At 61.7% G+C, this 14,105-nt stretch carries 14 protein-coding genes; 8 read left to right on the top strand and 6 right to left on the bottom strand.

Annotated elements, in window-relative coordinates; translation table 11 throughout:
• Window positions 1–277: 277 nt before the first annotated feature.
• Entirely contained in the window at window positions 278–817 is a 540-nt protein-coding gene (gene infC, locus E0H22_RS01555; protein WP_233026606.1) for a translation initiation factor IF-3, read from the top strand.
• Between the two features lie 173 nt (window positions 818–990).
• Here the strand turns inward: infC and E0H22_RS01550 are convergent, their stop codons facing one another.
• Entirely contained in the window at window positions 991–1,137 is a 147-nt protein-coding gene (locus tag E0H22_RS01550; RefSeq protein ID WP_233024019.1) for a hypothetical protein, read from the bottom strand.
• Window positions 1,138–1,434: 297 nt separating this feature from the next.
• On the opposite strand from E0H22_RS01550, the gene rpmI reads away from it, so the two are divergent.
• The 5 genes from rpmI (at window position 1,435) to E0H22_RS01525 (ending at window position 6,491) form a co-directional block, all read left to right on the top strand.
• Window positions 1,435–1,635, top strand: a complete 201-nt coding sequence (rpmI, locus tag E0H22_RS01545; protein WP_002717744.1) for a 50S ribosomal protein L35 — start codon at window positions 1,435–1,437, stop codon at window positions 1,633–1,635.
• A gap of 68 nt (window positions 1,636–1,703) precedes the next feature.
• Window positions 1,704–2,063: a 50S ribosomal protein L20 gene (gene rplT, locus E0H22_RS01540; RefSeq protein ID WP_211911125.1), complete on the top strand. Its 360-nt coding sequence runs from the start codon at window positions 1,704–1,706 to the stop codon at window positions 2,061–2,063.
• A 179-nt stretch (window positions 2,064–2,242) separates the two neighbouring features.
• Window positions 2,243–3,325 (top strand): phenylalanine--tRNA ligase subunit alpha, encoded by a 1,083-nt coding sequence (gene pheS, locus E0H22_RS01535; protein ID WP_233024018.1) that lies wholly within the window; start codon window positions 2,243–2,245, stop codon window positions 3,323–3,325.
• Entirely contained in the window at window positions 3,322–5,727 is a 2,406-nt protein-coding gene (pheT, locus tag E0H22_RS01530; RefSeq protein WP_233024017.1) for a phenylalanine--tRNA ligase subunit beta, read from the top strand. The genes pheS and pheT overlap by 4 nt, the downstream gene beginning before the upstream one ends.
• Entirely contained in the window at window positions 5,724–6,491 is a 768-nt protein-coding gene (locus E0H22_RS01525) for a sulfite exporter TauE/SafE family protein (protein WP_233024016.1), read from the top strand. The genes pheT and E0H22_RS01525 overlap by 4 nt, the downstream gene beginning before the upstream one ends.
• 31 nt (window positions 6,492–6,522) lie before the next feature.
• Here E0H22_RS01525 and E0H22_RS01520 read toward each other — a convergent pair whose 3' ends face one another.
• The gene (locus tag E0H22_RS01520; RefSeq protein WP_233024015.1) at window positions 6,523–7,947 is read right to left on the bottom strand and encodes a flavin monoamine oxidase family protein; all 1,425 of its coding nucleotides are present in this window, start codon (window positions 7,945–7,947) and stop codon (window positions 6,523–6,525) included.
• 194 nt (window positions 7,948–8,141) lie between these two features.
• On the opposite strand from E0H22_RS01520, the gene E0H22_RS01515 reads away from it, so the two are divergent.
• Window positions 8,142–9,050: a YiiX/YebB-like N1pC/P60 family cysteine hydrolase gene (locus E0H22_RS01515; protein ID WP_233024014.1), complete on the top strand. Its 909-nt coding sequence runs from the start codon at window positions 8,142–8,144 to the stop codon at window positions 9,048–9,050.
• Between the two features lie 6 nt (window positions 9,051–9,056).
• Here E0H22_RS01515 and E0H22_RS01510 read toward each other — a convergent pair whose 3' ends face one another.
• The 3 genes from E0H22_RS01510 to E0H22_RS01500 all read right to left on the bottom strand — a co-directional run bounded on the left by E0H22_RS01510 (window position 9,057) and on the right by E0H22_RS01500 (window position 12,385).
• On the bottom strand, window positions 9,057–9,908 hold the full coding sequence (locus tag E0H22_RS01510; protein ID WP_233026604.1) for a carbohydrate ABC transporter permease: 852 nt from the start codon (window positions 9,906–9,908) through the stop codon (window positions 9,057–9,059).
• Window positions 9,909–9,934: 26 nt separating this feature from the next.
• A complete protein-coding gene (locus E0H22_RS01505; protein ID WP_430715256.1) occupies window positions 9,935–10,720 on the bottom strand; it encodes a carbohydrate ABC transporter permease in 786 nt (261 codons plus the stop codon).
• 282 nt (window positions 10,721–11,002) lie between these two features.
• Window positions 11,003–12,385: an ABC transporter substrate-binding protein gene (locus tag E0H22_RS01500; RefSeq protein WP_233024012.1), complete on the bottom strand. Its 1,383-nt coding sequence runs from the start codon at window positions 12,383–12,385 to the stop codon at window positions 11,003–11,005.
• A 140-nt stretch (window positions 12,386–12,525) separates the two neighbouring features.
• Between E0H22_RS01500 and E0H22_RS01495 the strand changes: the two genes are divergently transcribed.
• Window positions 12,526–13,275, top strand: coding sequence for a sulfate transporter family protein (locus E0H22_RS01495; protein WP_233024011.1), 750 nt, complete (start codon window positions 12,526–12,528; stop codon window positions 13,273–13,275).
• A gap of 7 nt (window positions 13,276–13,282) precedes the next feature.
• Here E0H22_RS01495 and nth read toward each other — a convergent pair whose 3' ends face one another.
• A complete protein-coding gene (nth, locus tag E0H22_RS01490; RefSeq protein WP_233026602.1) occupies window positions 13,283–14,083 on the bottom strand; it encodes an endonuclease III in 801 nt (266 codons plus the stop codon).
• Window positions 14,084–14,105: the final 22 nt, after the last annotated feature.

The raw sequence follows: 14,105 nt of genomic DNA, 5'->3' as shown, positions 1-14,105 counted from the left end.
AAGCGATCTCCATCCTGCTGGAACTGCGGTGGTGTTTGCTGGAGCCGGGCTGGAACGTCAACGCCCGCAGCACGTTGCCGAGCGGAACAGACGCTTGCGGAACGCGTCACGGCGCTCTATGTGGGCTGCGTCCGGTTGGCGGACGATTGTCGGGTCTGGCGTGGCGGAAAAGCCGCGGATTGAGGCGACCTGATGCCGTGTGATGTGAGTTTGCTTGCTCGACACGCCTTATTCCGACAAACTGCCGCCTTCCCCTCACAACAGTGGAGAATACCCCATTCGCCGTCCGAACAGAGCCCCGCCCGCCGCAGCCAAAGACGGGCCGCGCACCAACGATGAAATCCGCAACGCCCAGATCCAGCTGATCGATCAGGAAGGTACCAATCACGGCACCGTCGAGACGATCGTTGCCATTCGTATGGCAGGTGAAGCGGGCATGGATCTCGTCGAGATTTCGCCGAACGTGAACCCGCCGGTCTGCAAGATCATGGACTACGGCAAGTTCAAATATTCGGCTCAGAAGAAGGCCGCCGAGGCCCGCAAGCGTCAGAAGACCGTCGAAATCAAGGAGATCAAGCTCCGCCCGATGATCGACGATCACGACTACGGCGTGAAGATGAAGGCGATGCAGCGGTTCTTCGAGGAAGGCGACAAGGTCAAGATTACCTTGCGCTATCGTGGCCGCGAAATGGCGCACCAGGAAATCGGCACCAAGCTGCTCGACAAGGTGAAGGCGGATGTCGCCGAATTCGCCAAGGTGGAGCAGGATGCGAAGTTCGAAGGCCGCCAGGTGGTGATGGTTCTGGCTCCGCGCTGAACGCGATCAGACCAACCGAGAATTCCGGCCCGTCATTTTGGCGGGCCTTTTCTTTTGGCGGCGCGGGATTTGTAGGACGGGTAAAGCGCAGGCGCATGGCGCCGGAACGAAACCCATCAATGTCTGGGCTGTGAGGTCGATGGGTTTCGCTGCGCTCTACCCGTCCTACGGCATCAACCCAGAACGAACGAAAGCGCCCCGGCCAGAGCGGTCACGGCGGCAAGACCTGCGGCTACGAACAGCCAGCCGGCGGCGGCCTGGGCGGCGGATTCTTGCTGGATGGCAACCGCACGGGCGGCGGCGCGTCGATTGCGGACCATTCTTGTTGTCCTTTCAATGATCGAATACTTCGCAGCAGATAGGCATGCATAGCCGAGTCGGCCAGAGCTGCGCCATCCTTTCGGCAAAAAGTTGAGACGCGTTAAACGTTGCCAAGCCGTCCCATCTCTGCCATAAGCCCAGCCTTCGCCGCCCGGCTGATTAAGGGCTGCCGTGGCGACGTTCGTGCAGGCTTATTTCATTTCGGAAATAACTGAGCACAATCAACGCTCTAACGAGCATTTTCAGCCGACGCAGCGCCCTCCGGGGCGTTTTCTGCGTGGCGAGAGGAGAGCAAAATGCCCAAGTTGAAGACCAAGTCGGGCGCTAAAAAGCGCTTCAAAGTCACCGGCACCGGCAAAGTTGTGTCGGCCCATGCCGGTAAGCGCCACGGTATGATCAAGCGGACCAAGAAGCAGATCCGCCAGCTCCGCGGCACCCGCGTGCTGTTCAAGACCGACGGCGACAATATCAAGCAGTACTTCCTGCCAAACGCCTGATCGCCTGCGACCGCGCCTTGCGCGGTGCATCTCACCCCTTTTTGCTATTCAGATGAAGGAGATCAGTCATGGCTCGCGTTAAACGCGGTGTGACGGCTCATGCCAAGCACAAGAAAGTCTACAAGGCCGCCAAGGGTTTCCGCGGTCGTCGCAAGAACACGATCCGCGCCGCCAAGGCCGCCGTCGACAAGGCCGGCCAATATGCGTTCCGCGATCGCAAGCGCAAGAAGCGTACGTTCCGCGCCCTCTGGATCCAGCGTCTCAACGCTGCCGTCCGTCCGCTCGGCATGACCTACAGCGTGTTTATCAACGGTCTTGCCAAGTCCGGCATCACTGTCGACCGCAAGGTTCTGTCTGATCTCGCGATCAACGAGCCGGCGGCGTTCAACGCGATCGCTGAGAAGGCCAAGGCTGCGCTGGCGGCCTAAGCTTTCCGCTCTCGCGGATCTATCGACATTGTCATGGCCGGGCAGTAGCGCTTCCGAGCGCTCCTGTTCCGGCCATTGGCGTCTTAAACCCCTGCAAAACCGGCTGTAGAACGGCGCACCCGAACTCCTTCGGGGACGACGACAGCAAGAGGCGCCCGCCTCTTTGATCGAGGTTGCCGATGTCCGACCTGACGACGCTTCAACAAACTATCTTGGCGGATATCGCCAGTGCTGCTGATGAAGCCGCGCTCGAAGCCGTGCGCGTCGGCGCGCTCGGCAAGAAGGGCTCGATCTCCGCCCTGCTCGCCACCCTCGGCAAGATGACGCCGGACGAGCGTAAGACCGAAGGTGCGGCGATCAATCTCGCCAAGGAGGCGGTGACGCAGGCGCTGACCGCGCGCCGCGACGTGCTGAAGTCCGCTGCACTCGACGCCCGCCTTGCGTCCGAGACCATCGACGTGACGCTGCCGCTGCGCGACGGCCCGGCCGAACTCGGCCGCATCCATCCGCTGAGCCAGACCTGGGACGAGTTGACGACGATCTTCGCCGATATGGGTTTTGCCGTCGCCGAAGGTCCCGATATCGAGACCGACGACTACAACTTCACCAAGCTGAATTTCCCCGAAGGCCATCCGGCCCGCGAGATGCACGACACCTTCTACTTCAATCCGAAGGAAGACGGTTCGCGCCTGCTGCTGCGTACCCACACCTCGCCGGTGCAGGTGCGCACCATGCTGAGCCAGAAGCCGCCAATCCGCGTGATCTGTCCGGGCCGCACCTATCGCAGCGACAGCGACCAGACGCACACGCCGATGTTCCATCAGGTCGAAGGCCTCGTCATCGACAAGACCTCGCATCTCGGCCACCTCAAATGGATCCTGCAGGAATTCTGCAAGGCGTTCTTCGAGGTCGATCACGTCAATATGCGTTTCCGCCCGTCCTTCTTCCCGTTCACCGAGCCGTCGCTGGAAGTCGATATCCAGTGCCGCCGCGACAAGAACGAGATCCGCTTCGGCGAAGGCGAGGATTGGCTGGAAATTCTCGGCTGCGGCATGGTGCATCCGAACGTATTGCGCGCCTGTGATATCGATCCCGACGTGTATCAGGGCTTTGCCTGGGGCATGGGCATCGACCGTATCGCGATGCTGAAATACGGCATGGCCGATCTGCGCCAGCTGTTCGAAGGCGATGTGCGCTGGCTGAACCACTATGGCTTCAAGCCGCTTGAAGTACCGACGCTGGCCGGAGGACTGAGCTCGTGAAATTCTCCCTCTCCTGGCTGAAGGACCATCTCGACACCGACGCGACATTGGATCAGCTGAGCGACAAGCTCACCATGATCGGGCTCGAGGTCGAGCATATCGAGGACAAGGCAAAGCTCTTGGCGCCGTTCACGATCGCCGAGATCGTGACCGCCGAGCAGCATCCGAACGCCGATCGCCTGCGCGTCTGCACCGTCGATGCCGGCGACGACAAGCCGCTGCAGATCGTTTGCGGCGCACCGAATGCGCGAGCAGGGCTCAAGACCGTGCTGGCACGGCCGGGCACCTATATTCCGGGCAAGGACTTCACCATCGGCCTCGGCAATATCCGCGGTGTCGAAAGCCAGGGCATGATGTGCTCGGCGAGCGAACTCGGCATGCCCGATGCCATCGATGGCATCATCGAGCTGCCGCCTGATGCTCCCGTCGGCGCTGCTTATGCGGATTGGGCCAAGCTCGGCGACCCCGTCATCGAGATCAACCTGACGCCGAACCGCCAGGACTGCACCGGCGTCGCCGGCATCGCGCGCGATCTCGCCGCAGCCGATATGGGCGTGTTCAAGAATCCGGCCATCCGTCCGGTGAAGGGCGAATTTCCATGCCCAGTAAAGGTGACGGTCGAGGACGCAAAGCTGTGTCCGGGCTTCGCGCTGCGCCTCGTGCGCGGCGTCAAGAACGGCCCGTCGCCGGAATGGCTGCAGAAGAAATTGACCTCCATCGGCCTGCGCCCGATCAATGCGCTGGTCGATATCACCAACTACCTGACATTCGATCGCGCCCGCCCGCTGCATGTGTTCGACGCCGCCAAGGTGAAGGGCGACCTCGTCGTGCGCCGCGCGAAAGATGGCGAGACGCTGCTCGCGCTCGACGGCAAGACCTACAAGCTCGACGACAAGATCTGCGTCATTGCCGACGATCACGGTGTCGAATCGCTCGCCGGCATCATGGGTGGCGAAGCGTCGGGCTGTTCGGACGACACCACCGATGTGCTGATCGAATCCGCGCTGTGGAACGAGATCAATATCGCGCAGACCGGCCGCAAGCTCGGCATCAATTCGGACGCGCGCTATCGCTTCGAGCGCGGCGTCGACCCGGCCTTCATGGTGCCCGGCCTCGAACTCGCCACCCAGCTGGTGATGGAGCTGTGCGGCGGTACGCCTTCGGAGGCCATCGTGGTCGGCAAGACCTATGGCGACGATCGCCTGATCGACTTCCCGATCGCGGAAGTGAAGCGCCTCGCAGCCATCGACGTGCCGTTCCCGGAAATGCGCATGATCCTCAACCGGCTCGGCTTCTCGGTCGCCGGTAACGGTGCCGTGGTGAAGGTTGCCGTGCCGTCGTGGCGCATGGATATCACGGGAAAGGCCGACATCGTCGAGGAGATCATGCGCATCGTCGGCGTTGACAAGGTGCCGCTGACGCCGTTCCCGCGTGGCGATGCGCAGCGCAAGCCGGTACTGACATCGATCCAGCAGCGCACCCGCCGCGCCAAGCGCGGACTGGCCGCGCGGGGCCTCGTCGAGACCGTCACATGGTCGTTCATCTCGAAGCCCCATGCCGAAGTGTTCGGCGGCGGCAAACCTGAACTGGCACTGGCCAACCCGATCGCATCGGATCTTTCCGACATGCGGCCGAGCCTGTTGCCGGGCCTCATCGCGGTCGCACAGGCCAATGCCCATCGCGGCTCCTCCGATCTCGCGCTGTTCGAGGTCGGCCAGATCTTCAAGGGCGATCGCCCGCAAGATCAGGTCATGGCTGCCGCGGGCGTCCGCCGCGGTCTCGCTTCGTCGGACGGGATCGGCCGCCACTGGACGGGCGCCAGCGCCGCCACGGCGCTCGATGCCAAGGCCGATGCTTTCGCTGTACTCGCGGCTGCGGGCGCACCGATGCAGGCATTGCAGATCGTTCCGGGTGGGGCCGACTGGCTGCATCCGGGCCGTTCCGGCACCATCCAGATCGGGCCGCAGAATATTCTCGGCATGTTCGGCGAGCTGCATCCCCGCGCGCTGGAAACGCTTGGCGCCGACGGTCCCCTGATGGCATTCGAAGTGCTTCTCGACCGTATCCCGGATGCGAAGCAGAAGGCCACACGCGCCAAGCCGTTGCTGGAACTCTCCGCGTTCCAGCCGGTATCGCGCGATTTCGCCTTCATCGTCGACCGCAAGGTGAAGTCCGGCGACATCGTCAAGGCGGCTGCCGGCGTGGACAAGAAGCTGGTGACCGGTGTCACCGTGTTCGACGTCTATGAAGGCAAGGGCGTCGACGACGACAAGAAGTCGGTGGCCATCGCCGTGACGCTCCAGCCGCGCGAAAAGACGCTGACCGATCAGGAAATCGAGGCGGTGGCGGCCAAGATCGTGGCCGAGGTGACGAAGAAAACAGGCGGCACGTTGCGCGCATGATGGGGACGCTCGGCCTGGTCGCCTATTCGACCACGTCGCTCGTTTTCATTGCGGTTGCAGCTTTTATCGCGGGCCTGGCGCGCGGATTCTCGGGTTTCGGCTCCGCGCTGATCTTCATTCCGCTGGCGTCGAGCATCGTCGGCGCCAAAGTGGCGTCGCCGCTGCTGTTGCTGATCGATTTCGCGACGTCGCTGCCCCTGATCCCGAATGCCGTGCGCCATGCCGACAAACGCGATGTCGGAATTATCTCGCTCGGCGCTCTGATTGGCGTGCCCATTGGCACCGCAGCGCTGGCCTTTGCCGATCCGCTGGCGGTACGCTGGGGCATCGCGGCACTGATCCTTCTCCTGTTGTTGCTCCTTGCCTCGGGCTGGCGCTATCCGGGACGGCCGACCATCCCTGTTACCGTCAGCGTCGGCACGCTGGCCGGCTTTTTCGGCGGCCTTGCGCAACTCGGCGGGCCACCGGTCGTGCTGTACTGGCTGCGTGATGCCGCGGTTGCTGCGGTCGTGCGCGCCAATATCATCCTCTATTTCGCAATTGCCGACGTTCTGATCACCATCAGCTATTCGGTCGGCGGGTTGTGGAGCACCGCCATTCTAGGCCTCGCCGTCATTACGGGGCCGCTGTTCGGGCTGGGCCTCTGGATCGGTTCGAAACTGTTCGGCAAGGCGAGCGACGAACTGTTTCGGCGAATCTGCTACGCGCTGATCGCGGTCTCGGCGGTCATTGGCCTGCCGCTGTTCGACGGGCTGTTCCGGTAAATTCGTTCCTGCGTCGAACACAGCAACGGCTTCATTCTCCCGATGCATTGCTCGATTGCGGCGCGCGGCGCTTCTGCTTCTTTGCCGGCTTCGGCTCTGCGTCCGGCTCCTTTACCGCACCGATCTTCTTCAAAGCTGCGCTTGCCGCACGTTCGCCGGTTTGCCACGCGCCGTCGACGGTCCCCCACAACGTCTCATGAGTCGCTTCACCAGCGATGAAGAGATTGCCCAACGGCTCGGCCAGCACGCGGCGGGCAAACTGTCCGCCGGGCGAGGCTGCGGACATCGCACCGAGAATGAAGGGCGACGTATCCCAGCGCGTCACCTTGCTGCGCTGGACAGCGTTCTTGACGTCGCTGCCGAACAGTTTCGTCAACCATTCGGCCGCAAAATCAACCATGGCGGCTTCGCCCTGCGCCGCAAGGCCGCGGCCGAACGAGCCGGCGACATCCACCGTGCATAGCGACGAACCGCCGATGTTGGCGAACAATGCGCCGGTGCGCGCGCTCGTGCTCTGCTCGATCATCAATTCGTCGCGACCGAGGCCGAGCGGATTGCCCTTCAGTTCGAGCGCGATGCGATCATAACTGCCGAGGGTGAGTTTCGCCGCAGCGTCGAGCTGGCGCTTCGGCAGCTCCGGTGTGAATTTGATTGCACCCGCATTCAGCACATTGCTCGACACCGTGACGATAACCGCCCGTGCCGCAATGCGGCCTGACGCTGTCTCGACGCCGATATCGCGGCCGCTCCATGTAATCCGCGTGGCCGGCGTCGATAGCGCGACAGGCACGCTCTCGCCCAGTTTTGCCATGACGACGCCAAGGCCCTGACGCGTGGCGACCGAGATGGCGCGATCTTCGGCGCGCGACTGATCGAGCGCCGAGAGATCTTTCAGGTCCTTGCCGGTGGCATAGGCGCCAAGGGCAAAATCGACAGTGGCGTTCCAATCGCCAAGGTCTTTCGGCAGGGCGGCCGCGCAAGAGTTGTCGCCGCGACGCGCCGCCTCGTCGATCGCGCGGGTGGCGCGTACGAAAGTAGCCAGCAGATCCTCGGTCTCTGCAGCGCGTGCGTTGCGGCGCCCGATGCGCAGTTTCTGGCTGGGCGGCGAGGGCGAGACCTCGATACCGGCGCCCCGCGCGAGTTTCACCAGCGCATTGGTTTCTGGCGTATGCAGCCAGCGCGCACCGAGATCGAGCGGAACATCGAAGGTCGAACTGTCCGTGGCGCAGCGTCCGCCGATCTGCGCCGAGGCTTCGAGCACGATGACCCTGCGTCCCGCAGCCTGAATGCGTCGCGCTGCGGCAACGCCGGCCGCACCGGCACCGATCACCACCACATCGACATCGCGCGGCAATGTCGCAGCCCGCGCGCTTGCGCCGAGCCATGATGCAGATGTGAATGGCGCAAGCGTCAATCCGGCCGACGCCGAAAAAAATGCGCGGCGCGAGAAAGTCATCACATGGTTTCCGAAATGATGCTGAACATGAGAACGTCCCGCGAACCTTGCAGTATTCGCCTGCCGGCAGCAACCCTCATGGCAAATCGCGCGTTAACGCCGGTGCCTGTGCATGAACCAAATTGCAATGGCTGGCGTCCATGATGAAGGCAGGGACAAAGCGGTCGCTACGAGCCGCAATCGGGGCCAGCGTCATGGGCATCATGCTCGATACCGTCGGCAAATTGATTGCCGGATATCTGCAGAAGGAAGTGCCGGGCTATGAGCCATTCACGCCCAGCGATCCCGAGCGCCTGCACGATGTGATCCGCGAGGGCGACGTGCTGCTGGTCGAGGGCAACAATCGCGTTTCCGGCATCATCAAGTATCTCACCCAATCGACCTGGTCGCATGCCGCACTGTATGTCGGGCCGATCGACGGCGCTGTCGAACCGACTGGCGAACCACATGTGCTGATCGAGGCCAATATCGGCGAGGGCGTCACCACGGCGCCGCTGTCGAAATATTATTCGTTCCATACGCGCGTGTGCCGGCCGGTTGGCTTGTCCTATGAGGATCGCACTACGGTATGCCGCTATGCGATCAATCGCGTCGGTTTCGGTTACGATACCAAGAACATCGTCGACCTGATGCGCTTTTTGATTCCGCTGCCGATCCCGCAACGCTGGCGGCGGCGCATGATCGCGATCGGCTCCGGCGATCCCACGAAAATTATCTGCTCCGCACTGATCGCACAGGCTTTCGAAGCCGTGCGCTATCCGATCCTGCCGAAGATCACCCGCGCGGGCAGCCGGCAGGCGCGGCGCGAAATCCTGCATATTCGCCATTCCTCGCTGTATATGCCGCGCGATTTCGACATCTCGCCCTATTTCGAGGTCGTGAAGCCGACCATCGAACTTGGCTTCGACTACACAGCACTGCATTGGGCCGACAAACCGAAGCCGCTCCGGGAGGTGGCGGGCACAGTGGATCCGTTTCCAGGACCTGCAGTTGCCCGCGGACAAATCATCGTTTCCAGATCGCCCGCAACGCCGCCTCACGCCGCCGAAACCGCTCGGGCGGAAGCGGTGGTGGATCGGAAAAGAATGAGGGCGGTGGCGTAGACATTCCTATGATTTCACCGCACCGGCCGTGAGGCCCCCGACCATGTAGCGACGGAAAGCATAATAGACCGCCGCGGGCGGCAGCGCGTAGATGAAGCCGGTGGTCATCAGCAACTCCCACGGCGAGTCGTCGGCAGCGAGGAAATTGCCGAGTGCGACAGGAAGGGTGATCTCGGTATCCTTGGACAGCAGCAGGAAGGCATAGAGATATTCGTTCCATGCCAGCAGCAGCGCATAGGTGCCGACGGCAACCAGCGACGGCAGCATCAGCGGCAGATAGACCATGCGAAACAGCTGCAGCGGGGTCGCGCCGTCCATGATCGCGGCTTCATCGAGCTCCAGCGGCAATTTGTCGGACGCCTGCTTCAGTACCCAGATCGCATAGGGCGAGGCGATGGTGACCATCGCGAGAATGAGCGACCAGTGATTGTTGAGCAGACCGTAATTGCCCATGGTGCGATACATCGGCACCGCAAGGAAGGCTGCGGGAATGAAGTAGGTGAAGAGGGCGAGATTCATCACCGTGCGACCGCCGCGGATGCGCAGGCGTGAGATGGCGAAAGCGGCGAGGGTCGCGATGATCAATGTCAGCACGCCAGCGGCGATCGCGATCACCACCGAATTGCCGAACTGCACCCAGAAGTCGCGTAGGAAGTAGTGCTGCTGATTGAAGACGATGCGGAAATTCTGCAGCGTCGGATGATCCGGCCACAGCTTGCCGGCAAAAGCGTCCTGCTTCGGCGAGATCGCGAACAGGAACATGTGATAGATCGGGATCAGCGTCCAGATCAGCACGGGAATGCCGATCAGCAGCAGCTTCGCCTCGTTGCCGATCTCGCGCAGCGTCGGCATGCGCATGGTGGAAGCTTTGATCGCTTCGGCCTTCATCGCGACAGCCTCTTCATCATGAAATAGACCAGCGGCAGCACCAGCGGCATGGCGCAGACGATCGACGCCATGGCGAGATCGAGCTGATCGAGGCGGAGATAGCGGATGCCCAATGTGGACAGCACATGGGTGAGATCCGCCGGGCCGCCTCCGGTGAGCAGATAGACACTGTTGAAATCACCCAGCGTCCAGATCATCGAAAGCAACGTGCAGGTGAGATACAGCGTCTGCATCGACGGCCAGGTGATGAAGCGGAACTTCTGCCACCAGCTGGCGCCGTCCACATCGGCCGCCTCGAACATGTCGTTGGAGATGGCGAGGCGTCCGGTCATCAGGATCAGAGTCCAGAACGGCAGCGACTTCCAGATATGGACGAGAATGGCCAGCGTCAGGCCGATGGCGGGATCGTTGAGCCAATTCGGGCCGTCCTCGGCCGTGAACTTGAAGATCAGATTGTTGATCACGCCCCATTCCGGATTGAACATGAAGCGCACGGACAGAATGGTCGGGATCGACGGCACCGCCCAGGGCAGGATGAACAGCACCGACAACCAGCGGATCCAGGTGCGCGACTGCACGAAGAAACCGGACAGGAACAGGGCGATCAGCATCTTCACGTTGATGCCGACGATCAGGAAGATCAGCGTGTTGACGACGGCGCGTGCGAAAACGGGGTCGTTATAGAGCGCAACATAACTGGCCGGATGGCGTGCGAGCCAGAGACCGTAAGTGATGGGATAGACGACGAAAGCGAGGAAAACGAGCAGATAGGGCGCAAGCATCACGATGCCCCAGACCTGCGGCGTGGAGAATCGCGCGGAGAAGGGGCGGGAGGCCGTGCTGGGAGTGGTGTAGGTGATCGCCGTCATTGAACTCGCCTGTCATTCCGGGGCGGAGCAAAACTCCGGCCTATCGCTCCCTCGCCCCGCTGGCGGGGAGAGGGCGGGGTGAGGGGGAACCTCCGCAAGCTCGGAGCGTGTGGAGAGCCCCCTCGCCCGACTTCCACACGCTGCGCGCGTTACAGTCGACCTCTCCCCGCAAGCGGGGAGAGGTTAGGGACAGCGTTACCCCGCAATCTCCTTGATGCGTGCGATCAGCTCGTCCACCGCCTTCTCCACCGGCACCTTCTCGCTGACCACCCGGTTCATCGCCTTCGCCCACACATTCTCATTGTTGAGAATGGTGAACTTGTAGTTCTTGGTGAAATCGAACGGCGTCGTGCCACCCATGAACTGCGTGTAGACTGCCTTACGGTGCTTGTCGGCCTGCCAGAACGGCGAAGCCTGGCCCGCTTTGGTGACCGGGAACCAGCGACCGAGGGCACCCTCGACATAAGGCTGCAGGTTCTCTTCCTCGAGCAGGAACTTGACGAATTCCCGCGCTCCCGCCTTGTTCTTCGACTGCGCGAAGATCATCCCGGTCTTGACGTCCGAGCGATACTTGATCGGCGTACCATCCGGCTTGTTGGGGAACGAAGCGGTAACGATCGTTTCCTCATAGGCCTTCTTGCCCGCGGCGCGCTGCTCCGGTGTCAGTGTCTGGTTCTGCGAATCCTCGAACCACTTGGCGGCGATCGAGATCGTGAAATTATGAGTCATGATGATGCTGCGATTATGGAAGGCGACGTTGTTGTCGGGGTCCTTCCATGTGGTCGACGACGGCGGCGTGCAGCCCTTGATGTAGGTGTCGGTATAGTCGCGCAATGCGCCAACCAAGCCTTCCTTCACCTTCGGATCGTCCACCGTCAGCTTGCCATCATCATCGACCAGCTTGACGTTATAGGCATCGATGAACGTGTAGAACGACTGCAGCGAGTCCGTTGACTCCACGCCCATCGGCTGGCCGACACCATAGGCACGGCTGCCAGTCGCCTTGCGATAGGCGGGCTGCACCTTGTCGCACCAGAACGACCAATAGCCCTTCCAGTCCTTGGGAATGTCATCGAGCTTGAAGCCGGCCTGCTGGAGCATGTCGCTCCAGATCTCCACATGCATGGATTGCTGCTTCAGCGGAAAACCGTAATAGCCCTTCTTCTTGGTCTGGCCGTTCATCAAGAATGCGGTCTCGACCGTATTGGGAGCGAACTTGTCCATCATCGGCTGGAGGATGTCGGTGATGTCCTCAAGCTTGCCCTCATAAGCCCATTTGCCGGAGGCCTGCACGTCATAGGTGTCGGCATAAGCCACGTCGGGCGGCGTGCCGGAATCCAGCGCAGCCACCGTCTTCGGAATCATGTCCTGAATGGCGTATTGCGACAGCTCGACCTTGATTTTGGTCTTGTCCTCGAACTTCTTGATCGCCGCCAGCAGCGATTCATCCTCGGATTTGTAGAAACCCTTGCTGAACCAGACGGTGATGCTTTGTTGGGCAAAAGCAGGCACCGCGCCTAGAAGCAGGCTGGAAGCAGCAGTGGCGAAAACAAGCGCACGTGTACCCTTGGTGATCAAGACATCGTCCTCCCTGATGATTGTTTTTCGGAAGACTACCCCTTTCTATTTATCCGTCCAGTGAAGAAGTCGATGTTGCGCTGCACTTGTCTGACAACTTTGCAGCGGTTACGTCTTCATGATGGCAAGGAGAAACATGCATGCTCGCCGCTGCTGCCAGGGCACTCTCGCAAATTCTGTCGCCACCGATGCGCAGCATCCTGTGGAAGTCGATCAGCCTCGCGCTGGTGATGATCGTCGTGCTGGCCGTCGGCATGCAACGCGTCCTCAACTGGGCGGCGACGGCCGGCGGCGTCTGGGCCGAGGGCATGGTCGGCTCGGACTATCACAGCATGGTCACGGTGCTGACATGGATACTGTCCATCGCGGCGGGACTCAGCGTTGTCGCGGGCGCGATCTTTCTGATGCCGGCGATCACCTCGCTGGTGGCGAGCTTCTTCGTCGATGATGTCGCCGATATCGTCGAGCGCGAACACTATCCGGCCGAGCGCCCCGGCACAGCGCTGCCGCTCGGGCTCGCGGTGTGGGAGGGCGGCAAGACGGCGCTGCTGACGATCGCCGTCTACCTGATCGCACTGCCTTTCGTATTTTTTGCCGGCATCGGCTTCATCGTATTCTTCATCGCCACCGCATGGCTGCTCGGGCGCGAATATTTCGAACTCGCGGCGATGCGCTTCCGTTCGCCAGCCGAAGCCAAGGAGATGCGCCGGCGGCATGCAGCGACGGTGTTCACGGCCGGGCTGTTCATCGCGGCATTCGTGTCGATCCCGATCGTGAATCTGGCTACGCCGCTATTCGGCATGGCCTTCATGGTTCACATGCACAAGAAACTCAGCGGACCGCGTCCGGAGCTGATCGAGCCAGCAAAGACGAAAGCGCCGGTGACGTAATCCCCGACTACGCGACCGTCTTTTCCGGCCAGCGGCAAAGATCGTTGATCAAGCACAGTTCGCAGCGCGGCTTTCGCGCGAGGCAGGTGTAGCGCCCGTGCAGGATCAGCCAGTGATGAGCGTGCAGCATGAATTCGGACGGGATCACGCGTTCGAGTTCGAGCTCGACATCGAGCACGGTCTTGCCCGGCGCAAGGCCCGTGCGGTTGCCGACGCGGAACACATGGGTGTCCACCGCCATCGTATGTTCGCCAAATGCCATGTTGAGCACGACATTGGCCGTCTTGCGTCCAGCGCCGGGCAGCGATTCGATCTCCGCGCGGGTGCGCGGCACGACACCGCCAAAATCGCGGATCAGCTTTTCCGACAGGGCGATGACGTTTTTCGCCTTGGTCCGATAGAGGCCGATGGTCTTGATATAGTCGCGGACCGTCTCCTCGCCGAGATCGATCATCTTCTGTGGCGTATCGGCGATGGGAAACAGCGCACGCGTCGCCTTGTTGACGCCGGCATCGGTCGCCTGCGCGGATAGGACCACGGCGACCAGCAGCGTGTAGGGATTGAGATGTTCGAGCTCGCCCTTGGGTTCGGGATTGGCCTTGCGGAACCGCGAGAACGCTTCGTGTATCTCGGCCGCCGTCCAAGGTTTAAACTTGATGGGCTTGGGCTTGGAGGACTTAGGCTTGGCGGTCTTCGGTTTGACTGCCTTCTTGACTACCCTGACCTTCGCTGACGTCTTCTTCGCCACGGCGGCTTTTGCAATGGAGGTCTTCGCGCGGGCGGGAGGCTGGCGGGTGATTTTCGGCATCAGGGGGATATAGTGGGAGGCC

This window comes from Rhodopseudomonas boonkerdii, assembly GCF_021184025.1.
GTDB classification, from domain to species: Bacteria; Pseudomonadota; Alphaproteobacteria; order Rhizobiales; family Xanthobacteraceae; genus Tardiphaga; species Tardiphaga boonkerdii.
This window is presented reverse-complemented; position numbering and strand designations above follow the sequence as displayed.

What these genes read in the sequence shown, in the direction of transcription:
- E0H22_RS01550 (WP_233024019.1), bottom strand. Translation starts at nt 1,137, where the DNA reads ATGGTCCGCAATCGACGCGCCGCCGCCCGTGCGGTTGCCATCCAGCAA.
- rpmI (WP_002717744.1), top strand. Translation starts at nt 1,435, where the DNA reads ATGCCCAAGTTGAAGACCAAGTCGGGCGCTAAAAAGCGCTTCAAAGTC.
- rplT (WP_211911125.1), top strand. Translation starts at nt 1,704, where the DNA reads ATGGCTCGCGTTAAACGCGGTGTGACGGCTCATGCCAAGCACAAGAAA.
- pheS (WP_233024018.1), top strand. Translation starts at nt 2,243, where the DNA reads ATGTCCGACCTGACGACGCTTCAACAAACTATCTTGGCGGATATCGCC.
- E0H22_RS01525 (WP_233024016.1), top strand. Translation starts at nt 5,724, where the DNA reads ATGATGGGGACGCTCGGCCTGGTCGCCTATTCGACCACGTCGCTCGTT.
- E0H22_RS01520 (WP_233024015.1), bottom strand. Translation starts at nt 7,947, where the DNA reads ATGACTTTCTCGCGCCGCGCATTTTTTTCGGCGTCGGCCGGATTGACG.
- E0H22_RS01515 (WP_233024014.1), top strand. Translation starts at nt 8,142, where the DNA reads ATGGGCATCATGCTCGATACCGTCGGCAAATTGATTGCCGGATATCTG.
- E0H22_RS01510 (WP_233026604.1), bottom strand. Translation starts at nt 9,908, where the DNA reads ATGCGCATGCCGACGCTGCGCGAGATCGGCAACGAGGCGAAGCTGCTG.
- E0H22_RS01505 (WP_430715256.1), bottom strand. Translation starts at nt 10,720, where the DNA reads ATGCTTGCGCCCTATCTGCTCGTTTTCCTCGCTTTCGTCGTCTATCCC.
- E0H22_RS01495 (WP_233024011.1), top strand. Translation starts at nt 12,526, where the DNA reads ATGCTCGCCGCTGCTGCCAGGGCACTCTCGCAAATTCTGTCGCCACCG.
- nth (WP_233026602.1), bottom strand. Translation starts at nt 14,083, where the DNA reads ATGCCGAAAATCACCCGCCAGCCTCCCGCCCGCGCGAAGACCTCCATT.